Raw genomic sequence first — 21,724 nt, 5'->3', positions numbered from 1 at the left:
GTCAACACCTCTTCGCGCGAGCGCTCATCGGCCGCTCGCTGCGCTCCTCGGCGCCAAGGCGCCTGCGATGCTGGCTCGCTCATGACAGCTTCACCTCGCTGCCGCGCAGCAGCGGTCCGACCAGCAGGTTGGCCAGCGCCGGCACCTTCGCCGGGTCATCGCCGTAGTGGCCCGAGATCAGCGCTGAGATCAACTTGGTCTCCGCCGCCGAGCCGACGCCGCTGCCGTGGTAGGCAGCCCGGTCAGCGCTGGGCAACGGCCCTGCGGGGCCCGACCCCGGAGCGCCGTCGGGAAAGTGCACGCCGGGGAACGGCTGGGCCGGGTTCGGCAGGCCGTAGCAGTGCGGCTGGCCCTTGACCAGCCTGGGCTCGTTGCCCGGCACGTACTTGCCCCGGGCGTTGACGAACTCCAAAGTGATGTGCAGGCCAGGCTGCTTGCCGCCGAAGGTGTCCTCCAGCCGGGGTTCCAGCTCTGCCAGGCCTTGAGCCAGGCACGGGTACTCGGGTGAGAAGCGGGCCAGCACTGCCAGGATCTTGGCCGAGGACGCCGCCAGCTGGATCAGGTAGTCCCCGTCGGCGTTGAGGAAGGCGTCGATCTCGTTGGACGTCGAGGTCGCCGCGGTCAGCAGTTGGTCCAGCGCCTGCGGTCGGCTGCTGATCGTCCGCGAGGTCGTCTGCAGATTGCTCAGGCTGGCCAGCAGGTCAGGCGCGGCGTCGTTGTAGAGCGATGCCACCTGGCCGAGCTTGTCCAGGTCATCGACCAGCGTCGGCACCTTCGGGTTGAACTTCAGCAGGTAGCGGTTGAACGAGGCCAGGTTGTCCCCGAGCTGCTTTCCACGCCCTTGCAGCGCGGTGGCCAGCGCGGTCAGCGTCGCCTTCAGGTCTTCAGGGTGCAGGGCCAGCAACACCGGATAGAGGTCAGTGAGCACCTTCTCGACCTCGATGGCGTCGCGACCGCCCGAGAGGGTGTCGCCGGAGCGGACCGGACGGGCCTTTGCCGCGGGCAGGTCGGTGGGCACCTGCAGTGCCACGTACCGCTCGCCGAACAGGGTCTTGGGCAGCAGCAGGGCGCTCGCGCCGACCGGGATCAGCTTGGCCTTCGACGGGTTCAGCGCCAGCTTGATCCGGGCCCGGGTCTCGGGCTGCTGGCCGTTGGCGGCGGGCACGTTGTAGGTCGAGATCTTCCGGACGGTGCCGACCAGGATGCCCCGCAGCTTCACATCGGACTGCAGCTGCAACTGCGCGCCGGTGTGGTCGGTGTCGAGGGTGACCAGGGTGACCTTGGTGAACACCTGCTGGTAGGCCGCGATCGACAGGCTCAGCAACCCGGCCAGCACTGCCAGGAACACCAGGCCAGCCAGTCTGGTCTTCACCTTCTTGCCCACGCTGACGCCGCTCACCCCATCACCCCGCGATCCGGACAGTGGTGGTGGTGCCCCAGATGGCCAGCGACAGGAAGAAGTCGATGACGTTGATGGACACGATGGCGGTGCGGACCGCCCGCCCGACCGCGACTCCGACTCCGGCCGGGCCGCCCTTGGCGGTGTAGCCGTAGTAGCAGTGCGTCATCACGATCACGATCGCGAACACCAGCACCTTGAAGAAGGACCAGAGCACGTCGGTGGGCGGGAGGAACAACCGGAAATAATGGTCATAGGTGCCGGTGGACTGGCCGTAGTACATCGTCGCGATCGTCCGAGCCGACAGGTAGGAGCACAGCAGGCCGATCACGTACAGCGGGATCACCGCGACGAAGCCGGCGATCAGCCGGGTGGTCACCAGGAACGGCAGCGACGGGACCGCCATCACCTCGAGCGCGTCGATCTCCTCCGAGATGCGCATCGCGCCCAGCTGGGCGGTGAACCCGCAGCCCACGGTCGCCGACAGCGCCAGGCCCGCGACCAGCGGGGCGATCTCGCGGGTGTTGAAGTAGGCCGAGATGAACCCGGTGAAGGGAGCGGCGCCGAGCTGGTTGAGCGCGGCATAGCCCTGCAGGCCGACCTCGGTGCCGGTGAAGAAGGACAGGAAGGCGATCACGCCGACCGTGCCGCCGATGACCGCCAGCGCCCCCGTTCCGAAGGTGACCTCGGCCAGCAGCCGCAGCACTTCCTTCTTGTAACGCCGCAGGGTCCGCGGCGTCCAGGCCAGCGCCTTGACATAGAACAGCAACTGCTCGCCGAGATCGTCCAGGGCGCCGACCGGCCGGCCCGCGGCTCGCCTGGCCGAGGTCATCAAGGAGGTCATCGAGTCAGGACCCCTTCGGCGGAACGACCTGGAAGTACACGGCCGTCATCACGAAGTTGACGAAGAACAGCAGAAGAAAGGTGATGACGACGGACTGGTTCACCGCATCGCCCACGCCCTTGGGTCCGCCGCCTGCGTTGAGGCCCTTGTAGGAGGCGACCACCGCGGCGATCAGTCCGAAGACGATCGCTTTCAACTCCCCGGCGTACAGGTCCGGCAACTGGGCCAGCGCTGAGAAGCTGGCCAGATAGGCGCCTGGGGTGCCGCCCTGGAGCACCACGTTGAAGAAATAGCCGCCGGCCACCCCGACCACGCTGACCAGGCCGTTGAGCGCGGCGGCCACCAGCATGCAGGCCAGCACCCGCGGCACCACCAGCCGCTGAACCGGGGAGATGCCGAGCACCTCCATGGCATCGATCTCGTCGCGGATCTTGCGGCTGCCCAGGTCCGCGCAGATCGCCGAGCCGCCGGCGCCGGCGATCAGCAGCGCGCAGACGATCGGGCTGGCCTCTCGGATGACGGCCAGCACCGAGGCTGCGCCGGTGAAGGACTGGGCGCCCAGCTGCCGGGTCAGGGTGCCCAGTTGCAGGGCGATGACGGCGCCGAACGGAATGGCGACCAGCGCTGTCGGCAGGATCGTCACGCTGGCGATGAACCATGCCTGCTGGATGAACTCCCGACCCTGGAACGGGCGCTTGAAGGTCAACCGGACGACATCGAGGAACAGCGCGAACAGCCGACCGGCGTGGCCGATGCCGGCCGACGGTGACAGCGAGGTCATTCGGCCACCGGCTCATAGGCGGGCAACCGTGACCGGTGCTCGTCGTCCAGGGCTCGCTTGACCGCCTCCTGCGCCTTCTCGGGCAGGGTGTGCAGCATCTGCATCACCCGCTCCTGCCGCCGGCCCGCCGCCTTGCGTTCGGGCAGCCCGGGCGAGGGCAGCAGTTGTGGCGGCACACCGCTTCCAGTGGCGCCCTTCGGCCCAGTCCCCGGCGCCCGCGGCGCGCGGTCGTTGTCGGTCATAGCGGCCAGCTCCGCCGCGACCTGCCCGGCGTCCTTCTCCTCGGACATGCCGATCGGGCCCTCCCGGCGGCCGTTGAGGAACTGATCGACCACTGCCTCCTCAGAGGTCAGCAACACCTCTCGCGGGCCGAACATGACCAGCTCTCGGCGGAACAACAGGCCCAGGTTATCCGGCACCGTCCGAGCGGTGCCGATGTCGTGGGTGACGATGAGGAAGGTCGAGTCGGTCTGGGCGTTCAGGTCGACGATCAGCTGGTTCAGGTAGGCCACCCGCACCGGGTCCAGACCCGAGTCGGGCTCGTCGAACAGGATGATCTCGGGGTCCAGCACCAGGGCCCTGGCCAGGCCGGCGCGCTTGCGCATGCCGCCGGAGATCTCACCGGGCAGCTTCTTGTCGGTGCCGGTCAGCCCCACCATCTCAAGCTTCTCCGAGACGATCTTGCGAATCTCGGTCTCGCTCTTACGGGTGTGCTCGCGCAGCGGGAAGGCGATGTTGTCGTACAGGTTCATCGAGCCGAACAGGGCGCCGTCCTGAAACAGCACGCCGAACAGCTTGCGGGTCTCATAGAGCTGGTGCTCGCTGCACTTGGCCAGGTTGACGTCTTTGATCATGATCGAGCCGCGGTCAGGCTTGAGAAGGCCCACCAGCGTCTTGAGAAAGACCGACTTGCCGGTGCCGGACGGGCCGAGCATGACGCTGATCTCGCCCGGGGGCAGGGTGAGCGTGACATCACCCCAGATGACCTGCTTGCCGAAGGACTTGGTCAAGCCCTCGACGGCAACCTCGACTCCCACCCCGGCTCCTTTCTCGCCCGCGGACTCAATCCGAGAAAAGGCGCGCTGATCCACAGACTTCAAAGCAGCATCTGGGCCTAACAACGACCTAGCCGGCCATCGGTTACCGCCTATGACGCCAGCGTGTGCGAATCCTGGCAAAGAGTAGCCATGGGTGAGGGGTTCAGGGAGTGGGAAACGGTAAAAGCTGGTGAATCGGTGCGGTGAGCAGGGGGGCACCCGCTCGCCGGAACGGCGGTGGGGGCGGCCCGCTTTCGCGGACCGCCCCCACCGTCGGAACTCAGGTGTGCTGGAACTACTTGACGGTCACCGAGGCGCCGGCGCCTTCCAGGGCTGCGCGGGCCTTCTCCGCCGCCTCCTTGTTGACCTTCTCCAGGACCGCCTTGGGAGCGCCGTCCACCAGGTCCTTGGCCTCCTTGAGGCCGAGGCTGGTGAGGGTGCGCACCTCCTTGATGACCTGGATCTTCTTGTCACCGGCAGCTTCGAGGATGACGTCGAACTCATCCTGCTCTGCCTCGGCCTCGGCAGGCGCGCCACCGGCCGGACCGGCAGCGGCGACCGCGACCGGAGCGGCGGCGGTGACGTCGAAGGTCTCCTCGAACTGCTTCACGAATGCCGACAGCTCGAGAAGGGTGAGCTCCTTGAACGCGTCGATGAGCTCGTCAGTGCTGAGCTTGGCCATGATGTGTCCTTTCTGTATCGCCGGGAAAGCCGGCAGATGGGTTGGTTACTGCTCCGCCGGCTCGGCGGGAGTGTCGGTTGCTGTCTGCGGGGCAGAAGCCTCGGCAGCGTCGGCAGAAGCCTCGGCTGCGTCGGCGGGCGCCTCGGCTGCGTCGGAGGATTCGACCGCGGTCTCGGACGCCGGTGCGGCGGCCTCACCCGGAGTCTTGTCCTCCAGTGCCTTGGCCAGCCTGGCGACCTGCGACAGCGGCGCCTGGAACAGGCCCGCGGCGCGGCTCGGCAGTGCCTTGAGGACACCGGCGATCTGGGCCAGCAACACCTCACGGGACTCCAGATCAGCGATCTGGTTGACCTCGGCGGCGCTGATCGACTTGCCCTCGACCACGCCGCCCTTGATGACCAGCAGCGGGTTGGCCTTGGCGAAATCACGCAAACCCTTGGCGGCCGCGACCGGGTCGCCCTTGACGAACGCGATCGCGGTCGGCCCCACCAGCAGGCTGTCGTCGATGCTGACGCCGGCTTGGGCGGCGGCCCGTCGGGTGAGGGTGTTCTTGACCACGGTGTAGGTGGTGTCCCCGCCCAACGCTTGGCGAAGCTGCGTCACCTGCTTGACGGTCAACCCGCGGTACTCGGTGATCACCGTCGCCGAGGATGCGTTGAACTGGTCGACGATCTCGGCGACCGCACCGAGCTTCTCTTTGTTCGGCATGTCCCTCCTCTCTTGCACGTCTGCGCCGGCTCGCCAGCGGTGGGCGGCCGATCAACCTCGGAACACAGAAACGCCCCGGCGCAGGGCGCACGGGGCGAATGAGGAGTCTCGCTACCGGGCCATCCTGCGCGGGTCGCTCCGGCGCTTCGGAGCTGTTCGGTCGCATGTGCGCACGCGACAACCAGCGGTCTTCGGGTGGTTCGAGGTCGATGCTACGTGCCTGGGGACTCCCGTCCAAATCCAGTTGCCGAGCCGATCACCAGCTCGAGCCGAAGCAGACGAACGGCGCGGGCGTGCTGGACGCGGCGCAGGCCTGGGCCAGCGCCGACGCAGAGTCCAGGCCGCCGGACAGCGCCACGTGGTAATCGGTCATCACCTCGGCCGCGACGTCGTCAGGCACCCGGGCGACTCCCGAGATCACCGACCGGGTGCCCAGCCGCAGCAGCACGCTGGTGAGCCCGAGGGCCTCGTCACCGGTCCGGATGGTCGCCTGGCCGAGCTCGCAGGCCGACAGCACCACATGCTCGGCGGCCCGGCTGGTGAGGTCGAGCTCGTAGGCGAACAGCGGGCCGTCGATCAGCCGGATCAGGGAGAACAGCGGGTTCTCGGCATTGTGCTGACCGTGCGCGGCCACGTGCACCACGGTGGCCGAGGCCAGCGCGGACACCAGCTCGGCACGACCGCCTTGGGCGCCGGTCAGCACCCGCGCCCCCGGCCAGGCCCTGCCGATCGCGAGGACCTCCTTCTCGGAGTGGGTCAGGTCCGGCCCGGCCACCCCCACCACCGGCCCGTTGCCCCGCCCGGCCGGCCGGTTGGCTGCCAACCAGGCCGTCGCCGAGGGCGCCACCACCACCGGGCGGCCTCTCATCGGCGCCAGGTTGGTCCACGGCAACGCGGCCAGGATCCCGGTCGGCACGATCACCACCCGGTCCTCAGGCAGCGCCAGCGGGGCAAGCAACAGCTCCGCAAGCCTGGACAGCGACCGGTTCAAGGTCGCGCAGACCGCGGCGAGCAGCGCCTGCGGCAGGTTGGACTGGGCCAGCACGTCAAGGTCGGCCCTAACCCGGCGGACCGTCTCCGACACCGTCACGCTGTCGCCGAGGGGCACGATCCGGGACCGGCCGTGGGCGAGCACGACCGCGTGCAACCGGCCGCCGACGTCGAAGTAGCACACCAGCGCCGTCTCGGCACGGCTCAGCTCCGCCTCTATCTGAGCCAAGGAGGCCGGCCTTGGAGCGCTTCCGGTGCCCGCTGTCTGCCAGGAGCGAGCCCGCAGGTCCCGCTGCAGCTCGGCGATCCGGCGTCGCTGCGCGGTGGCCTTCTCGGCGGCCGCGGCGTCGGACTGGATCAAGCGCAGCCCCTCGACCGCGCGCCGCAGCTCAGCCAGCAGTTCGGCCGCCACCGGGTCCGTGGGCGCGCTGACTCCCGGCAGCCTGCTCGAGGTCGCCCGCCCGCGCTCGATCGCGGCCAGCACGCCGGCCGGCTTACCCTCGGCCAGCGCCATGGCCAGGCCCAGCTCGGCGAGCTGACGGCCGTGCACAGCGCTGGCAGTCTGCAGGTCGATGCAGCCGAACTGGGCTTGGTGGTTGGCAAGCTCGGTCAGACCGGTGCGGATCTCACGTCGGGCGCTGGTGACGTCCTGGCCTGCGATGGACAACCGGGCTCGCACCAGCCGGGTCTGCAGCCGGGCCGAGACCGGGTCAGCGGTCCGGATCGGCCCGGCCTCAGCGGCCACCGTGCGGGCCTGCTCCGTCTGCCCGGCGCGAAGCAGCGCCTCGGCGGCGATCAACTGGCTGGTCCTGGCCTGGGTGTCCAGGCCCGCCGTGCGGAATTCCGACGCCAGCCGAAGCGCCGGTCCGGCCAACCGGCTGCCAGGGCGGCCGGCTGCCAGGTCGGCGTGCAGCAGCACCAGCTCGGCGTCGCGGCGCCACCGGTCATTGGAGCGTCGGCGGAACCGGTTGCGGGCAGTGGCCGCCAGCCTGCGCGCCGCCGCGGTCTCACCGTCCAGCAAGGCGCACTCGGCCCGGGCCAGTTCCACCTCGGCCAGCTCCTTGTGCAGCCGCTCGGCCCGGAACAGCGCGGCCGCCTCGATCAGCGAGTCATCGGACTCCCGGTGCAGGCCGGCCTCCAGCAGCACCCGGGCCCGGTCCAGCAGCGCGACCGCGAGGGACACCTTGGCGTCGATGGCCTGCGCGTCGTCCATGGATCTCAGGGCCATCGCCAGGTTGCCGGCCAGGAACTCCAGATAGCCCAGATTGTGCCGGGCCTTGAACTCCTCCACCCGCAGGCCGTGCGCGGCGGCGAGCTCCGCTGACTGGCTGAGATCCTGCCTGGCCGCGGTCAACTGACCGCGATACAGGTGCAGGCTGCCCCGGTTGAGCAGGATGTTGCTGGCATGCGCCGGCTCGGCGTGATCGATCAGGGCGACCGCGGAGTTCAGGTGCTCCAGACCGGCCTCGAAATGCCCGGCCCGGACGTGGATGTAGCCGTTCTGCAGGTGCAGCAGGGCGCTCAGTTCCGGATGCTCGCTCAGCTCGACCAGGCGCTCAGCCTCGGCCAGCGCGGCCAGCCCGCGCTCGGCGCCGTTGAGCTCGGACTCGCTCATGGCCAAGCTGATCCAGATGCGAGCTGCCATCAGCCGAGCCTGGCCGCTGGCGTGCTCGCCCAGGGCCGGCAGCGACAGGGCCCGCCGGAACAGTTTGGCGGCACGCAGCGGATGGCCGGCGTTGTTGTGCTCGACGCCCAGCGCGTGCAGCCGTCTAGCTTCGGCCAGACCCGCGCTGTCAATGCGGATCATTCCGTGACCCTACCCACTCAGCGCGCGGCTGGGCCGCGAATCAGCGTGCAGGCGCTGGATGGCTCTGCGGGCTCACGCGGGGCGCCGGACGTCGGTCAGCAGTTCCAGCGCGCTCCAGCCCCGGTCCAGCATCGTGGCGGCGTCAGAGGTGTCCAGGCTCTTGGACTCCCACAGGACCTTGGCCAGCTCTGCGGCCAGGATCGGCGCCGCGAACGACGTGCCGCTCCAGGTGGAGAAGCCGCCGTAGAAGTTGTCCGGGTCGATGGTGGAGCGCAGTCCGCTGCCGTGGGGGTGAACGGCGGCGACCGGCTGCAGGGAGCCGTTGAAGGTGGTCGGCATGGTGCTCACCAGGGCCGCGCCCTGACGGTGACAGCACACCCAGTCACCGGCGTTGCTGAACAGCGCGACCGATCGCAGGTCCGGATTGAGCGCGCCGACGCTGATCACCGGCAGCACGTTGGGCTCGACGGCGTTCCATTGACCGCCCACGTGCGGCGCGAATCCGGCGGGATAGAAGTGCCTGGCGGTCGCGTCGTTACCGGCCGCCGCGACGATCGCGACGCCGAGCTCGCCGAGCGCGCGAAGCGTCTCGAGCAGCAGCTGGTCATAGGCGAAGTCGGCGGGCAGCTCGTGGTAATAGCCCAGAGACAGCGAGATGACGTCGACCAGCCAACTGGGCTTGTTCAGCGCCTGGGCCAGCGCCTGACGCAGCAACAGCCGGTTCAACGCCTCCAGCAGGTCGCCTTCGGGCACCGCGCCGTCGCCGTACATCACCCGGATCGCGAGGATGTTGGCATCGGGGCAGATCTGCCGTATCAGTCCGGCGATGAAGGTGCCGTGGCCGGCGTCCGGGTCCAGGGTGCCCTCCAGCGGGTTGTCCAAGTACCCGCTGACCTCTGGGTCGGTCGCCGGGTCGGTGTGGCCGATCGGCAGGCTTCCGATGTGGGGGTGGCGTTTGACGATCGAGGCCGGCAACCAGGGGTGCTTGCCGACGCCGGTGTCCAGCACCGCCACGACCGGCCGCCGACAGGGCTTGTCATCGTGGGAGACCCGGGTGGGCGGCGCTCCCATCCAGGTGACCGGGGCCCGGCCGCCGTGTCCGGGGATGCCGTACTGCGAGCTGACGCCGACGCTGCCGCCGCCCATGTAGGGCACTCCGTCCGCACCCCCGCCACCCATGTATGGGGCGCCGCCCATGTGCGGGGCGCCGGAGACACCGGCGGAGTGCTGCATCCCGTCGGTCGCGGTGAGCAGGTGATCCAGGCTGACCTGGGAGGCCGCCGGGTTGTCCGACCCGACGATGGAACGGAAGCTCTGCAGCACCTGCCAGGCGTCCGGCGGCGCGGCCGGCTTGTCGCTGGCCGGCTCAAGCCGAACCCGGGTGGCCAGCACCCGCAGCGCCAGGTCTTCAAGGCCGGCCTGCCGAGCGAGCCCGAGCAGCTTGGCGTCGGCCTGGTCGAAGACCAACCGCAGGTTCGACTCGGAGGCGGCCTGGTTGAGGGCGGGCAGCACCTCGTCATCGAGCTTGACCGAACGGACCAGCAGCCGCCAGCCGACATAGACGGTCGGACGGATCGCCGGCTGACCCGGCAGCCGAACGGCGCTGGAGGGGTCGAGCAACCGGCCGCCATGCTTGTTGAGCACTTCTGGCGGCGGGTTGAGGCTGGGTTCACGCCGCCGCCGTGGTGGCCGCGCCGCGCCGAGGTCGTCAGGGGGCTGGGTTGAGCTCATGTGATCCTCGACGGTTGCTTGAGCCCGAAGGCCTTGGTTGCCTTGTCAGATCTCGACGGCGGGCGTCATGACCGGGGGGTGGGCGCCCGGGTCGGCGGCGCTCACCACGAACCGGGTCAGGCCGTGCGCGACGTCCTCGAAGACGAACCTGCCGTCGGCGTCGGCCGAGACCCGACGGGTCAGCGCGCCCTGGTGCAGTTCGACGACGGCCTCGGCGCCGGGAGCGATCCAGCCGTCGATCCGCACCCGGTCCGGGCCGTCCGGGCTGAGCGCGACCATGGTCGTCAGGCTCTCGCTGGTGAAAGTCAAAGTGTTGACGACACTGGCCTGCTCGCCGCGGAAGGCCAGCGCAGGCTCGGGCAGCTGCTGCAGCTCGGCAAGCTCGGCGTTGAGCGCGTCCAAGGTGATGCTGAACTGGAGCCGGTCCACCAAGTCCGAGGGAACCGGGTCGACCAGGTCGTACAGCTCAGCGATCATGGACAGGACGATCGCGTCCGAGGCGTCGAGCGGAGCTCCGGCCAGCCGCTCGTCAGGAATCTCGGAGGTGTTCATCGCAGCTCCCAACGAGCGTCGGCGGACAGTGAAGCGCGCAGCTTCGCAAGGCATCGGCCACGGGTCGGGCCGATACTTCCGATGGGCATGCCCAGCGAACGGGCCAGTTCCGGGTAATCAGGGCGGTCGGCGAAGGCGATCACCCGCAGCAGCGTCCGGCATCGTTCCGACAGCGCGGACACATGAGACCAGAGCACCTTCTGCGAGACGCCGCGCAGAACGACGCTTTCGGGCAGGTCGGAGTCAGGCGTCTGAAGGGCGTCCTCATCGATCTCGTAGGGCAACTGCCGCGCCTGCGCCTTCATCACCCGCCAGGCCTCCCGGCGGGCCGCGACGATCAGCCATTGCAACACCGCCCGCGGGTCTGAGATCGACTCGGTGCTGCGGACCAACGCCAGCCAGGTGGTCTGCAGCACGTCCTCGGTGGACTCCCTGTCCAGGCGTTGGGCGCGCACGGTGTGCCACAGGATCGGGGTGAGCATCGCCACCAGCTCACCCATGGCCTCGGAGTGACCTTCGCGGAAGCGCTGGAACACCTCCCCCGCGCGACTGGCCAGTGTTTCCTGTTCAGCTTCGGCATTGATCATCGCTGCCACATCCGTCGTTCGCACTCCCGCCGTCGCGTTGCTTGCCACCGCGGTTTCGCCTCAGATCAGAGCCTAGGACCTTTTCACCGCATGACAAGGAGGTAGCCGGCAGCTCGCTGATACATGGCGATGATGTGTCACCACCGCCAGTCATAGATCGCCGCGCGGCGATCTATGACTGGAAACGATCCATGTCTGAAACGAGGTATCAACGGCGGTGCTGTGGCCTCTGCCTAGGTGAGGATCACCGCGGTACGGCCGGCTCGGATGAGCACCCATTCGAGCCGGCTCGCGCCAGCAAGTTCCTCACAGCGGCCGTGGTCGTGACCCAGCAGCGGGGGGTCTGGTGCGCGGCCAGGCCGGCGAACCGGGGGCGCCCCGGGCAAGCAAAAGGGGCGGGCATCGCGCCCGCCCCTTTTCTCAGGCGTGAGCCTTGCTGTTCGCGGCGGTCTCGCACCGCTCGGAGGGCACTGCCCTGTCAGATCAGGCCTGCTGGGTCTCTTCCAGCAGGTTGCGCGTGCGCAGCGTGTCCACGGGGATGCCGGGGCCCATGGTGGTCGAGAACACCACCTTCTTCAGGTACTTGCCCTTGGCCGAGGCGGGCTTGGCACGCAGCACCTCATCCAGCGCGGCGCCGTAGTTCTCCACCAGCTGGTCGGCCGAGAAGGACGCCTTGCCGATGATCAGGTGCAGGTTGGACTGCTTGTCCACCCGGAATGTGATCTTGCCGCCCTTGATGTCAGCGACGGCCTTGGCGACGTCGGGGGTGACCGTGCCGGTCTTCGGGTTGGGCATCAGACCACGCGGGCCGAGGATCCGAGCGATCCGGCCGACCTTGGCCATCTGGTCCGGAGTGGCGATCGCGGCGTCGAAGTCGAGGTAGCCGTCGGTGATCTCCTGGATCAGGTCCTCACTGCCGACCTTGTCGGCTCCGGCGGCCCGAGCGGCTTCGGCCTGAGCGCCGGTGGCGAACACGATGACCCGGGCGGTCTTGCCGGTGCCGTGCGGCAGGCTCACGGTGCCACGCACCATCTGGTCGGCCTTGCGAGGGTCGACTCCCAGCCGCATCGCCACCTCGACGGTCGCGTCGAACTTGGCCGGCGAACTCTGGATGGCGACCTTGGCCGCCTCCAGCGGGCTGTAGATCTTGCTGGTGTCGACCAGCTTGGCGGCCTCTTGATATGCCTTGCTGCGCTTTGCCATTGAAGTCACTCCTTGCATTCGCGTGGTCTGACGGACGCCGGCGGTCGGCGCCCTCCCACTTGGTGAGGCGGTGTCGCTGTGAAACGGGGTCTTCCAGTGAAGCGGGTGTTTCCAGGAAAGCGATGTTTTAGGAAAGCGGTGTCGTCAGGAAAGCGGTGACGCCAGGAAAGCAGCGGCGACGCTAGTCCGAGACGGTGATGCCCATCGACCGGGCGGTGCCCGCGATGATCTTGGACGCCTGATCGAGGTCGTTGGCGTTGAGGTCTTCCATCTTGGTCTGAGCGATCTCGCGGACCTGCGCCATGCTGACCTTGGCGACCTTGGTCTTGTGCGGCTCGCCCGAGCCCTTCTCGACACCGGCAGCCGCCAGCAGCAGCCGGGCGGCCGGCGGGGTCTTGGTGACGAAGGTGAACGAGCGGTCCTCATAGACCGAGATCTCGACGGGCACGACCTGGCCGCGCTGGGCTTCGGTCGCGGCGTTGTAGGCCTTGCAGAACTCCATGATGTTCACACCGTGCTGGCCCAGCGCGGGACCCACCGGCGGCGCCGGGTTGGCCATGCCGGCCTTGATCTGCAGCTTGATGACCGCGGTGAGCTTCTTCTTCTTGGGAGGCATTTCGTCGTCTCTTCTTCTGAGGGGCGGGATGTGCGGGTCGGTCGGTGGCTAGATCTTGGAGACCTGGCTGAAGGAAAGCTCGACCGGAGTCTCCCGGCCGAAGATCGAGACCAGCACCTTGAGCTTGGCGTGCAGCGCGTCGATCTCGTTGATGGTGGCCGGCAGGGTGGCGAAAGGCCCGTCCATGACGGTCACCGACTCGCCGATCTCGAAGTCGACCACCTCGGTCGGAGCCGAGCCGGAGCCGTCCACGGCGCCGGTCGAGCCGGACTTGCCCGCGGCGCCGGACTTCTGCACGGTGGGAGCGAGGATCTTGATGACCTCGTCCATCGACAGCGGCGACGGCTTGGACGTGGCGCCGACGAAGCCGGTCACCCCGGGGGTGTTGCGCACCGCGCCCCACGAGTCGTCGGTGAGGTCCATCCGCACCAGGATGTAACCGGGGAAGACCTTGCGGTTGACCTGCTGGCGCTTGCCGTTCTTGATCTCGACGACTTCCTCGGTGGGGACCTCCACCTGGTAGATGTAGTCCTCCATGTCCAGGGAGGAGATCCGGCTTTCCAGGTTGGTCTTCACCTTGTTCTCATAGCCGGCGTAGGAGTGCACGACGAACCAGTCACCCGGCGCGCGGCGCAGTTGGGCGCGCAACTCCTCGACCGGGTCCAGGGCAGCCGGCTCACCGGCCTCCTCGACGGCCTCGTCGGCGCCGCTGGGCTGCTCAGAGCCCGCGTCGGGCTCAGAGCCTGCGTCCAACTCGGCGGCCGCCTTGGCCCAAGCCTCGTCGGCGCGGTCTTCGGCCGCCTCGTTGTACTTGTCCTCGGCGCTGATCCCGTAGACCTGGTCCTCGACGTCGAGGACGGGCAGGGCGACCTCGGCGTCCGGAGCGGCGTTCTGCTCGGAGGTGTTGCCGTCAGCCGCCGCGTCGTCCCCGGCGTTGTTGTGGAACTCGGTCACAGGCTCTCTTCCTTGCTATCGCTTAGTGCGGGTTGTCGTTCAGATGCGCCGCCGTGGCCAGGAGTGCCGGCCAACGGGCGTCCCGGTGCAGCTAGCCGAATATCGCCAGCACTGCCTTGGTCAGCCCGAAGTCGAGCAGCGCCACAATGGTCACCAGGACCACCACGAAGATCATCACCACGATGGTGTAGGTGATCATCTCCTTGCGGGAGGGCCAGAGCACCTTGCGCATCTCGGACACGGTCTCGCGGGTGCGCCGTTGCAACGCCCGGATCAGCGCCGGAAGCCACCGCCACAGGATGCCTAGCCCCCGGCCTGAGCCCGAATCGGGGCGCGACGACGGGGCGGGTGCGGCCTGTGTCTCAGTCACCGGTTTCTCCTCTCGGGCGCCGCCTCGTGCTCACCTGAGGTGAATACGGTGCGACGCTGACGCGCAGGGGCGGCAGGACTCGAACCTGCAACCGCCGGTTTTGGAGACCGGTGCTCTACCAATTGAGCCACGCCCCTTTGACCGGCCAGCCAGGCTGCCCTGCCAAAGTGAACCCATCTCACGCCGTGGAAACCAGCACGACCGCCGCCGAAGCGACAGGATGCGCGCACGCTTACGCACGGTCCGACATGGACCCGGAAAGCCAGTGTAAAGGGTCCCGACGCTGCGGCCAAAAGCCGCCTCCCGAGCGGGCTGCCACGGACGGCCGGCCAGGACCCGTGCCGACGCCGGCAGCTGCCGGTATCTGCGACGATGACAGTATGGGTATCCGCATCTCAGATCGAATCTCGGCCATCGCCGAGTCTGCCACCCTGGCCGTCGACGCTAAGGCCAAGGCGCTGAAGGCCGCCGGTCATCCGGTGATCGGCTTCGGCGCCGGAGAGCCGGACTTCGCCACTCCCGACTACATCGTGCAGGCAGCCCGTGAGGCGGCCAAGGAGTCGCGTTACCACCGGTACACCCCCGTCGCCGGGCTGCCCGAACTGCGATCGGCGGTAGCGGCCAAGACCCTGCGCGACTCCGGTTACGCCGTCGAGGCCTCCCAGGTCCTGATCACCAACGGCGGCAAGCAAGCGGTGTACAACGCCTTTGCCACGCTGCTGGACCCGGGTGACGAGGTCCTGCTGATCGCGCCCTACTGGACGACCTATCCCGAAGCCATCAAGCTGGCCGGCGGGACGCCGGTCGAGGTCCAGACCGACGAGACCACCGGGTACCTGGCGACCGTCGACCAGCTGGAGGCGGCCCGCACCGAGCGCACCAAGGTGCTGCTGTTCGTCTCGCCCTCCAACCCCTCCGGCGCGGTCTACCCGGGTGAGCAGGTCGCGGCGGTCGGCGCCTGGGCAGCCGAGCACGGCCTGTGGGTGGTGACCGACGAGATCTATGAGCACCTGGTCTACGGCGAGCACCGCAATGTCTCGATCGCCACGGCCACTCCCGCCCTGGCCGATCGGGTGGTGGTGCTCAATGGCGTGGCCAAGACTTACGCGATGACCGGCTGGCGGGTCGGCTGGCTGATCGGGGCGCCTGACGTGGTCAAGGCCGCCTCGAACCTGCAGTCACACGCCACCTCGAACGTGTCCAACGTCGCCCAGGTGGCGGCCCTGGCCGCGGTCAGCGGTGACCTGTCGGCGGTGGCCCAGATGCGAACCGCCTTCGACCGGCGCCGGCGATTGATGGTCGATCTGCTCTCCTCGATCGACGGGGTCATCTGCCCCACTCCCGGGGGCGCTTTCTACGCCTACCCTCAGGTCAAAGGCTTGCTAGGCCGCCGGCTGCGGGGCAGGACGGCGACCACCTCGGCCGAGCTGGCCGACCTGATCCTCGACGAGGTGGAGGTGGCGGTGGTGCCGGGCGAGGCGTTCGGCACCCCGGGCTACCTGCGGTTGTCCTATGCCCTGGGCGACGCGGACCTGGCCGAAGGCATCGGACGGATCCAGAAGCTGGTGGCTGACAGCTGACGGCCGGGTGGCTGAACTCGGCCGGCTGGGTGGCTGACAGCCGAGCGGGCTGCCAGCCGGGTCAGGACCGGTCGAGCAGGTCGGCGTACTCCGGGTGCTTGCGGATGTAGGCAGCGACGAACGGGCAGGCCGGCTCGACCCGCAGGCCCTGAGCCCGGATGTCGTCCAGGCAGTACCGCACGAGCTTGCTGGCCAGGCCGCGCCCGCCGAACTCCGGCGAGGTCTCGGTGTGCGGGATGACCACCACGTCGGCGCGGCGGAAGAAGTCGGCCAGCCCCACCCGACGTCCCTCGAGCCGGATCTCATAGCGTTGGGCGTCGTCGTTCCTGCTCACGGTGACCTCGTCACCGCCGTGAGGGGTCACACCCTCACCTTCCCGTGCTGTCATCAGGCCTCCAGCCTGACTCGCACCCGGGCCTTGGTCAGGACAGTCTGACCAGGCACCGAAGCGGTCAATTGAATCTCGGCGGTCTGGTCCGAGGAGTCCATCGAGCGAACCACGGCGCTGACCGCCAGCTGCGTGGGCGCATCCGCGGCCACCACCACCGGGTGGCTGAAGCGGACCTTGTAGTCCAGCACCGCGCCGGGGTCGCCGAGCCAGTCGGTCACCACTCGGATCGCGGTCGCCATGGTCAGCATGCCGTGCGCGATCACATCGGGCAGTCCCACCGCGACCGCGGTCTCCTGGTTCCAATGGATCGGGTTGAAGTCCCCGGAGGCGCCCGCGTAGCGGATGAGCGTCGCCCGCTCGATGGAGAAGGTCTGCTCGGGCAGCCTGGCGCCGACTGTCACGTCGGCGAAGCGGACGCTCATTCCTGCACCGCCGTGCCGCGGGCCACCAAAGTCGAGTAGGCGGTGACCACCAGCTCGCCGTCCAGCGTGGTGATGTCACCCCGAGTGGTGATCAGGTCGTTGCCGGCCGCCACCCGGACCGACTCCACCCGGACGGTCACCTGCAGCACATCGCCGGCCTGGACCGGCCGCGAGTAGCTGAACCGCTGCTCGCCGTGCACCACTTTGGAGTAGTCGAGCCCGAACTCCGGGTCGGCGATCACCTGCGAGGCCGCCCGCATCGACATGAGGATGGGAAAGGTCGGCGGAGCGATGACGTCGGAGTATCCACAGGCCTTCGCCGCCGCCTGATCGCGGTAGACCGGGTTGTCGTCCCCGATCGCGTCGGCGAACTCACGGATCTTCTCGCGGGCGACCTCATAGGGCCGGGTGGGCGGGTATACCCGCCCTTCGAATGACTGATCCAGCGGCATACCCCGCACGCTATCTCACCCGGTGTCGTGGGGCTGAAAGCCGCCTCGCCCGAGTGCCGGCCCTGATCGCCGGCCTGGGGCGGCGACCGCCGGCCCATCACGCGGCCAGGCCAGGAGCGACAAACGGCGACTGGCGCCGTCCCTGTCGGGGCGGCGCCAGTCACGCGGTCAAGTCTCTAGCGGGTTTCGCGGTGGTCGGTGTGCTTTCCGCAGTTCGGGCAGAACTTCTTCAGATCCAGCCGGTCGGGGTCGTTACGGCGGTTCTTCTTGGTGATGTAGTTGCGATGCTTGCACTCCTGGCACGCCAAGGTGATCTTCGGTCGGACGTCAGTGGCTGCCACTTCTCGTGCCTTTCAGTAGAAGGTCGTGCGATCTGTTCGGTAGCGAGGGCCGGACTTGAACCGGCGACACAGCGATTATGAGCCGCTTGCTCTACCAGGCTGAGCTACCCCGCCTTGTTCGGCCCAGACGCCTCGGTGCAACCGCGCTGGGCACGAGAATATGCCTGTTGGATGCGCCGGCGACGGCTGGCGTGGAACTGCCGGACCATCGTCAGCGAGTGCTCCGGCGAACCAGAGCCCCCTTACGGAATCGAACCGTAGACCTTCTCCTTACCATGGAGACGCTCTGCCGACTGAGCTAAGGGGGCCAGCTGGCGTTCAGACAGCTTGGCCGCGTGCTGACCAGGCTGCTTTCAACGCCGGGTGAACTCTACCCGACCTCGATGCCGTTCTCTAAATTGGGCGGACCCGCCGCAGGCGGGCATGGAAAAGCCCTGGTGATCGCACGGGGGAACGACCACCAGGGCGTAATAAGTATGAACCCTAAGTAGTCAGTTGACAACCCCTAGCTACGAATCCGTAGACAATCTGGTCGGGGGGCCAGCCGAAGCGTCCATCACGCCGCGCGTCCGGGGTTCCTGCCGCCTGCTCAGGCGGACGAGCGGGCAAGAGAAAGGACCCCTCGGCATCAAGCCGAGAGGTCCGTTCTGTGGCGGCTGTTGGGTTCGAACCAACGTAGGCTGAGCCGGCAGATTTACAGTCTGCTCCCTTTGGCCACTCGGGCAAACCGCCTTGGACGACACACCGTATCAACTACTGCGCCAGGACCTGCGCATCCCTGCTGCCGCACGCCAACCGGTGTGGGCGCAAACGAGCGTACACGAGGTCATCACCGGGCTTCAGCCCCGGCTGGGAGCGCCAGCGGCAGCCCGCGTCCCGGAGGGGAGTCACCGTGGCGAACCCGGCCGGCACTTCCCTCGGCGAGTCGCTCCGCTACCGTCGCGGTAGCACATCAGCATCACTGCCAGTTGAACACCCACTCGCTAGGAGCATCGAACGCCATGGCCGATCCGTCCTTCGACGTCGTCAGCAAGATCGATCGCCAGGAAGCCGACAACGCCCTCAACCAGGCCGCCAAAGAACTCACCCAGCGCTTCGACTTCCGGGGCACGAACGCCTCGATCGACTGGTCAGGCGAGCTCGGCATCACTGTCAAGGCCGACACCGAGGAGCGAGCCGTGGCTGCCCTGGAGGTGTTCAAGGAGAAGCTGATCAAGCGGTCGATCTCGCTCAAGGCGCTGGACGCCGGCGAGCCCAAGGCCTCTGGCAAGCAGTACGTGATCACCGGCTCGCTCAAGCAGGGCATTGAGTCCGACGTGGCGAAGAAGATCGCCAAGGCCATCCGCGACGAGGGCCCTAAGGGCGTCCAGGCCCAGATTCAGGGAGAGCAGTTACGGGTCTCGGGCAAGAAGCGCGACGATCTCCAGGCCGTCATCGCGCTGCTCAAGGCCGGCGATTTCGGCGTGGCGCTGCAATTTGACAACTACCGGTAACCCGCGACCTCGATGAAGGGCATCATCCTCGCCGGCGGCTCCGGCTCGCGCCTGCATCCGATCACCCGTGCGGTGAGCAAGCAACTGCTGCCGGTCTATGACAAGCCGATGATCTACTACCCGTTGTCGGTGCTGATGCTGGCCGGCATCACCGAGATCCTGATCATAACCACCCCGCACGACCAGGACCAGTTCATCCGGCTGCTCGGGGACGGATCGGATTTCGGCATCGAGCTGAGCTACGCGGTGCAACCCGAGCCGGCCGGCCTGGCCCAGGCATTCCTGATCGGCCGCGAGCATGTCGGCTCGCAGAGCGTGGCGCTGGTCCTCGGCGACAACATCTTCTACGGCCACCTGCTCGGGCGCACCCTGACCGACGCCGCGCAGCTCACGGTCGGCTGCCGGCTGTTCGGCTACCAGGTCTCAGATCCCCAGCGCTACGGCGTCGCCGAGGCAGACGCCGACGGCCGGCTGATCTCGATCGAGGAGAAGCCGGCCGTGCCGAAGTCGAACCTGGCGGTGACGGGGCTGTATTTCTACGACAACGCCGTTCTGGACGCCGCGGCTGAGCTTCGGCCCTCCGCCCGCGGCGAGCTTGAGATCACCGACCTGAACAACCTGTACGTGGCCCAGGGCACGGCCGAGCTCGTAGACCTGGGCCGAGGCACCGCATGGCTGGACACCGGCACCCATGACTCGCTGCTCGAAGCCGGCCAGTTCGTGCAAGTCCTCGAGCATCGCCAAGGGGTCCGGATCGCCTGCCTGGAAGAGATCGCGCTGGCCCGGGGGTATATCGACGCCGACCAGGCGCTGGCCCTGGGCCAGGCGCTGGCCAAGTCAGGCTACGGCCAGTACGTCATCGAAGTGGCTCAGCGGGAGCTGGCCCGGGTAGCCCAGGTGGCCTCGCTCTGATTGGCCCGAGATCGGCCCTGGTTGAGCAGCGCCGTGGCTCAGGGCTGGCTGCCCGGCTGGGGCGCCGGCGGTAACAGGGCAGCCGCTGGGCCAGCCTCGTTACCCGGCGTCGCGACTACCTGCTCCACCCGGCTGGGCCCCGGCAGCAGGGGCAGGCCAGCTTCTCGCCACGCCTTGATGCCGCCGATCAGGTCGGTCGCCTCGACTCCGATCGAGCACAGCGACGCGGCCGCCAGCGAGGAGGTGTAGCCCGCGGCGCACACCACGATCCACCGTTGCCCCGGCCTAGCCCAGGGCAGCCGGGCAGCCGAGCGCGGGTGCAGCCGCCATTCCAGATGATTGCGCTCCACGATCAGGCAACCGCTGATCTCGCCGTCCCGGGCACGCTGCCAGGCAGGTCGGATGTCCACCAGTCGGGCCCCGGCGTGGACCGCGGCGACTGCCTGGGAGACGCTCAGCCGGTCCAGCCGGGCCCGGGCGTCTGCTAACAAATCATCCACCTCACTGAATTTTGCCTCTGGCCCGGTCATGCCGCCGGATTGCCCTGATCGTCGAAACTCACTGACATCTCCGGATCCTCGGTTCTTACACTCGCGAGTTTTTGTAGCACGCCGGCCTGATCGAGGTCATAGAAATTCATAGCGGTCAACGGCGGTGAATAGGCATGCACGCTGACCGCCGGGGCGCTGGAGACGTTACGCACGTCATGGACGTAGTGCGGGCCGAACCCGACGCCAGCACCGGTGACCCGGAGCCGCTCCACCAGCGCCGGTCCATCGCGTGGCCCTCGTGCCACTGGCCGACGGCCGGGCACCCGGCGAGGTTGATGGATCACCTCGGCGAGTTCACCGCTGAGCACTGTGAAGGCACCGGCGGAGCCGCCGTGATCATGCAACTGGGTGCCTTGGGTGGGAAGCCAGCTGATCAACCAGAGATCCACCCGCTGGTCGCGGCTGAGCCGCTGATGCCACCGTTCGTCCTCGTCGTACTCCACCTCGGGGTACCAGCCCGTCAAGACCTCACCGGCCACGAATCTGGTGTACTCCAACAGTTCAATCGGGTTCAGAAATTGCCGGCGCGCGCCGGTCATACGCCTGTTGGCGCTCATAACGGTGCTCCAGAGCTAGCAAGGACAGGACAGGACCGCGACAGCGGTCCGAACCTGGGCTAACAGCTCTGGTCGAAGGAGTGCGCGCGCCGGGTGGTCCAGAAGGACACCTGCCAGAACGCGCGCGGCAGCGTAACCACTCGAGGGCGGTGACGCTGGCTCATGGGATCAGTATGCCAAACAACGTAAGGCGTTAGTTGGCCCACCGGAAGGAGGCCATGAGCTGCTCGAACCTCTGCAGCAGCTCGACGCAGTTGCCGCCGCCGGTGAACTCGGCCAGCAGCGCCAGCTGCCCGTCGGGCGCCGGCACCACATAGCGCGCTGACCCGGCTGCGACGTCCACGTCGATCAGCTCGGCGACCGGGCTGTCGGCGTCGAGCCGGACCGACTCGACCGGCTCGTCCAGCAGGCCGATGCTGAGCACGGCGCTGGCGGGAGTCAGCTCATTGGAGTGGATGACAGCCGTGCTGAGCACAGCGACCACAGGAGCGCCGGCCACCTCTTCGGGCACCGAGCCGTCGTTCGGCGTGGCTACCAGCCAGTCGCGACAGTCCAGCTCAAAGGCCGGCAACTCCAACGCGTGGAGATCGCTGTCCATAACGCCCCCTTGCTCACGTGCAAATACGCGGAACACCAGCACCGGGTTTCGGTAGCCGCGTTGGTAGTACCCGCGACGCCGGGCTTCTAGACATGTTTCAGGAAAGTCATTGCTCAATCTGCTTCAATTCGGACACTGTCCTTGCGAGAAAATACCATCCGGACGG

General features: G+C 68.0%; 23 protein-coding genes, 4 tRNA genes and 1 pseudogene. 3 read left to right on the top strand and 25 right to left on the bottom strand.

Annotation, left to right across the window (positions count from 1 at the left end):
* Positions 1 to 79: 79 nt before the first annotated feature.
* From VGB75_07410 to VGB75_07340, 15 genes and pseudogenes are all read right to left on the bottom strand, one after another.
* Positions 80 to 1,399: an MCE family protein gene (locus VGB75_07410; protein ID HEY0166851.1), complete on the bottom strand. Its 1,320-nt coding sequence runs from the start codon at positions 1,397 to 1,399 to the stop codon at positions 80 to 82.
* 4 nt (positions 1,400 to 1,403) lie between these two features.
* Positions 1,404 to 2,243: an ABC transporter permease gene (locus tag VGB75_07405; GenBank protein ID HEY0166850.1), complete on the bottom strand. Its 840-nt coding sequence runs from the start codon at positions 2,241 to 2,243 to the stop codon at positions 1,404 to 1,406.
* Positions 2,244 to 2,247: 4 nt separating this feature from the next.
* Positions 2,248 to 3,024, bottom strand: a complete 777-nt coding sequence (locus tag VGB75_07400; protein HEY0166849.1) for an ABC transporter permease — start codon at positions 3,022 to 3,024, stop codon at positions 2,248 to 2,250.
* Positions 3,021 to 4,061 carry an ATP-binding cassette domain-containing protein gene (locus VGB75_07395; GenBank protein HEY0166848.1) on the bottom strand — a complete coding sequence of 347 codons (1,041 nt, stop codon included), beginning with the start codon at positions 4,059 to 4,061 and terminating at the stop codon, positions 3,021 to 3,023. The genes VGB75_07400 and VGB75_07395 overlap by 4 nt, the downstream gene beginning before the upstream one ends.
* 295 nt (positions 4,062 to 4,356) lie before the next feature.
* On the bottom strand, positions 4,357 to 4,743 hold the full coding sequence (gene rplL / locus VGB75_07390; GenBank protein ID HEY0166847.1) for a 50S ribosomal protein L7/L12: 387 nt from the start codon (positions 4,741 to 4,743) through the stop codon (positions 4,357 to 4,359).
* Between the two features lie 213 nt (positions 4,744 to 4,956).
* A pseudogene (rplJ, locus tag VGB75_07385) lies at positions 4,957 to 5,451 on the bottom strand (50S ribosomal protein L10).
* 256 nt (positions 5,452 to 5,707) lie between these two features.
* Complete coding sequence (locus VGB75_07380; protein ID HEY0166846.1) at positions 5,708 to 8,248, bottom strand: CHAT domain-containing tetratricopeptide repeat protein; 2,541 nt, start codon at positions 8,246 to 8,248, stop codon at positions 5,708 to 5,710.
* A 72-nt stretch (positions 8,249 to 8,320) separates the two neighbouring features.
* Complete coding sequence (locus tag VGB75_07375) at positions 8,321 to 9,979, bottom strand: S8/S53 family peptidase (GenBank protein ID HEY0166845.1); 1,659 nt, start codon at positions 9,977 to 9,979, stop codon at positions 8,321 to 8,323.
* Between the two features lie 45 nt (positions 9,980 to 10,024).
* Entirely contained in the window at positions 10,025 to 10,531 is a 507-nt protein-coding gene (locus VGB75_07370) for a hypothetical protein (GenBank protein ID HEY0166844.1), read from the bottom strand.
* Positions 10,528 to 11,118 (bottom strand): sigma-70 family RNA polymerase sigma factor, encoded by a 591-nt coding sequence (locus VGB75_07365; GenBank protein ID HEY0166843.1) that lies wholly within the window; start codon positions 11,116 to 11,118, stop codon positions 10,528 to 10,530. The genes VGB75_07370 and VGB75_07365 overlap by 4 nt, the downstream gene beginning before the upstream one ends.
* A gap of 483 nt (positions 11,119 to 11,601) precedes the next feature.
* Positions 11,602 to 12,321 (bottom strand): 50S ribosomal protein L1, encoded by a 720-nt coding sequence (gene rplA, locus VGB75_07360; GenBank protein HEY0166842.1) that lies wholly within the window; start codon positions 12,319 to 12,321, stop codon positions 11,602 to 11,604.
* Positions 12,322 to 12,502: 181 nt separating this feature from the next.
* The gene (gene rplK, locus VGB75_07355; protein HEY0166841.1) at positions 12,503 to 12,937 is read right to left on the bottom strand and encodes a 50S ribosomal protein L11; all 435 of its coding nucleotides are present in this window, start codon (positions 12,935 to 12,937) and stop codon (positions 12,503 to 12,505) included.
* Between the two features lie 48 nt (positions 12,938 to 12,985).
* Positions 12,986 to 13,573 (bottom strand): transcription termination/antitermination protein NusG, encoded by a 588-nt coding sequence (nusG, locus tag VGB75_07350; GenBank protein HEY0166840.1) that lies wholly within the window; start codon positions 13,571 to 13,573, stop codon positions 12,986 to 12,988.
* Between the two features lie 409 nt (positions 13,574 to 13,982).
* Complete coding sequence (gene secE, locus VGB75_07345) at positions 13,983 to 14,261, bottom strand: preprotein translocase subunit SecE (GenBank protein HEY0166839.1); 279 nt, start codon at positions 14,259 to 14,261, stop codon at positions 13,983 to 13,985.
* Positions 14,262 to 14,325: 64 nt separating this feature from the next.
* Positions 14,326 to 14,398, bottom strand: a tRNA-Trp gene (locus tag VGB75_07340).
* A 243-nt stretch (positions 14,399 to 14,641) separates the two neighbouring features.
* On the opposite strand from VGB75_07340, the gene VGB75_07335 reads away from it, so the two are divergent.
* Entirely contained in the window at positions 14,642 to 15,841 is a 1,200-nt protein-coding gene (locus VGB75_07335) for a pyridoxal phosphate-dependent aminotransferase (GenBank protein HEY0166838.1), read from the top strand.
* Positions 15,842 to 15,902: 61 nt separating this feature from the next.
* Here the strand turns inward: VGB75_07335 and VGB75_07330 are convergent, their stop codons facing one another.
* The 7 genes from VGB75_07330 to VGB75_07300 all read right to left on the bottom strand — a co-directional run bounded on the left by VGB75_07330 (position 15,903) and on the right by VGB75_07300 (position 18,179).
* On the bottom strand, positions 15,903 to 16,229 hold the full coding sequence (locus tag VGB75_07330) for a GNAT family N-acetyltransferase (GenBank protein HEY0166837.1): 327 nt from the start codon (positions 16,227 to 16,229) through the stop codon (positions 15,903 to 15,905).
* Complete coding sequence (locus VGB75_07325; protein HEY0166836.1) at positions 16,229 to 16,654, bottom strand: MaoC/PaaZ C-terminal domain-containing protein; 426 nt, start codon at positions 16,652 to 16,654, stop codon at positions 16,229 to 16,231. Before VGB75_07325 ends, VGB75_07330 begins: the two co-directional genes overlap by 1 nt.
* A complete protein-coding gene (locus tag VGB75_07320) occupies positions 16,651 to 17,106 on the bottom strand; it encodes a MaoC family dehydratase N-terminal domain-containing protein (GenBank protein ID HEY0166835.1) in 456 nt (151 codons plus the stop codon). Before VGB75_07320 ends, VGB75_07325 begins: the two co-directional genes overlap by 4 nt.
* A 176-nt stretch (positions 17,107 to 17,282) precedes the next feature.
* Positions 17,283 to 17,447, bottom strand: a complete 165-nt coding sequence (gene rpmG, locus VGB75_07315) for a 50S ribosomal protein L33 (GenBank protein ID HEY0166834.1) — start codon at positions 17,445 to 17,447, stop codon at positions 17,283 to 17,285.
* A 40-nt stretch (positions 17,448 to 17,487) separates the two neighbouring features.
* Positions 17,488 to 17,561: transfer RNA gene (locus tag VGB75_07310), tRNA-Met, on the bottom strand.
* A gap of 121 nt (positions 17,562 to 17,682) precedes the next feature.
* Positions 17,683 to 17,755 (bottom strand) — tRNA-Thr (locus tag VGB75_07305).
* Positions 17,756 to 18,097: 342 nt separating this feature from the next.
* Positions 18,098 to 18,179, bottom strand: a tRNA-Tyr gene (locus tag VGB75_07300).
* A 269-nt stretch (positions 18,180 to 18,448) separates the two neighbouring features.
* Between VGB75_07300 and VGB75_07295 the strand changes: the two genes are divergently transcribed.
* Together VGB75_07295 and rfbA are read left to right on the top strand one after the other, a co-directional pair.
* Positions 18,449 to 18,940 (top strand): YajQ family cyclic di-GMP-binding protein, encoded by a 492-nt coding sequence (locus VGB75_07295; GenBank protein HEY0166833.1) that lies wholly within the window; start codon positions 18,449 to 18,451, stop codon positions 18,938 to 18,940.
* Positions 18,941 to 18,952: 12 nt separating this feature from the next.
* The gene (gene rfbA / locus VGB75_07290; protein ID HEY0166832.1) at positions 18,953 to 19,852 is read left to right on the top strand and encodes a glucose-1-phosphate thymidylyltransferase RfbA; all 900 of its coding nucleotides are present in this window, start codon (positions 18,953 to 18,955) and stop codon (positions 19,850 to 19,852) included.
* A 38-nt stretch (positions 19,853 to 19,890) separates the two neighbouring features.
* Here the strand turns inward: rfbA and VGB75_07285 are convergent, their stop codons facing one another.
* The 3 genes from VGB75_07285 to VGB75_07275 all read right to left on the bottom strand — a co-directional run bounded on the left by VGB75_07285 (position 19,891) and on the right by VGB75_07275 (position 21,558).
* A complete protein-coding gene (locus tag VGB75_07285; GenBank protein ID HEY0166831.1) occupies positions 19,891 to 20,352 on the bottom strand; it encodes a rhodanese-like domain-containing protein in 462 nt (153 codons plus the stop codon).
* Between the two features lie 26 nt (positions 20,353 to 20,378).
* The gene (locus VGB75_07280) at positions 20,379 to 20,960 is read right to left on the bottom strand and encodes a cysteine dioxygenase family protein (GenBank protein ID HEY0166830.1); all 582 of its coding nucleotides are present in this window, start codon (positions 20,958 to 20,960) and stop codon (positions 20,379 to 20,381) included.
* A gap of 193 nt (positions 20,961 to 21,153) precedes the next feature.
* Complete coding sequence (locus VGB75_07275) at positions 21,154 to 21,558, bottom strand: hypothetical protein (protein ID HEY0166829.1); 405 nt, start codon at positions 21,556 to 21,558, stop codon at positions 21,154 to 21,156.
* Positions 21,559 to 21,724 lie beyond the last annotated feature (166 nt).

The sequence above is a fragment of the Jatrophihabitans sp. genome (assembly GCA_036399055.1).
GTDB lineage: Bacteria > Actinomycetota > Actinomycetes > Mycobacteriales > Jatrophihabitantaceae > Jatrophihabitans_A.
Note: the sequence above shows the minus strand (reverse complement) of the source record. Positions and strands in the feature narration are given on the sequence as shown.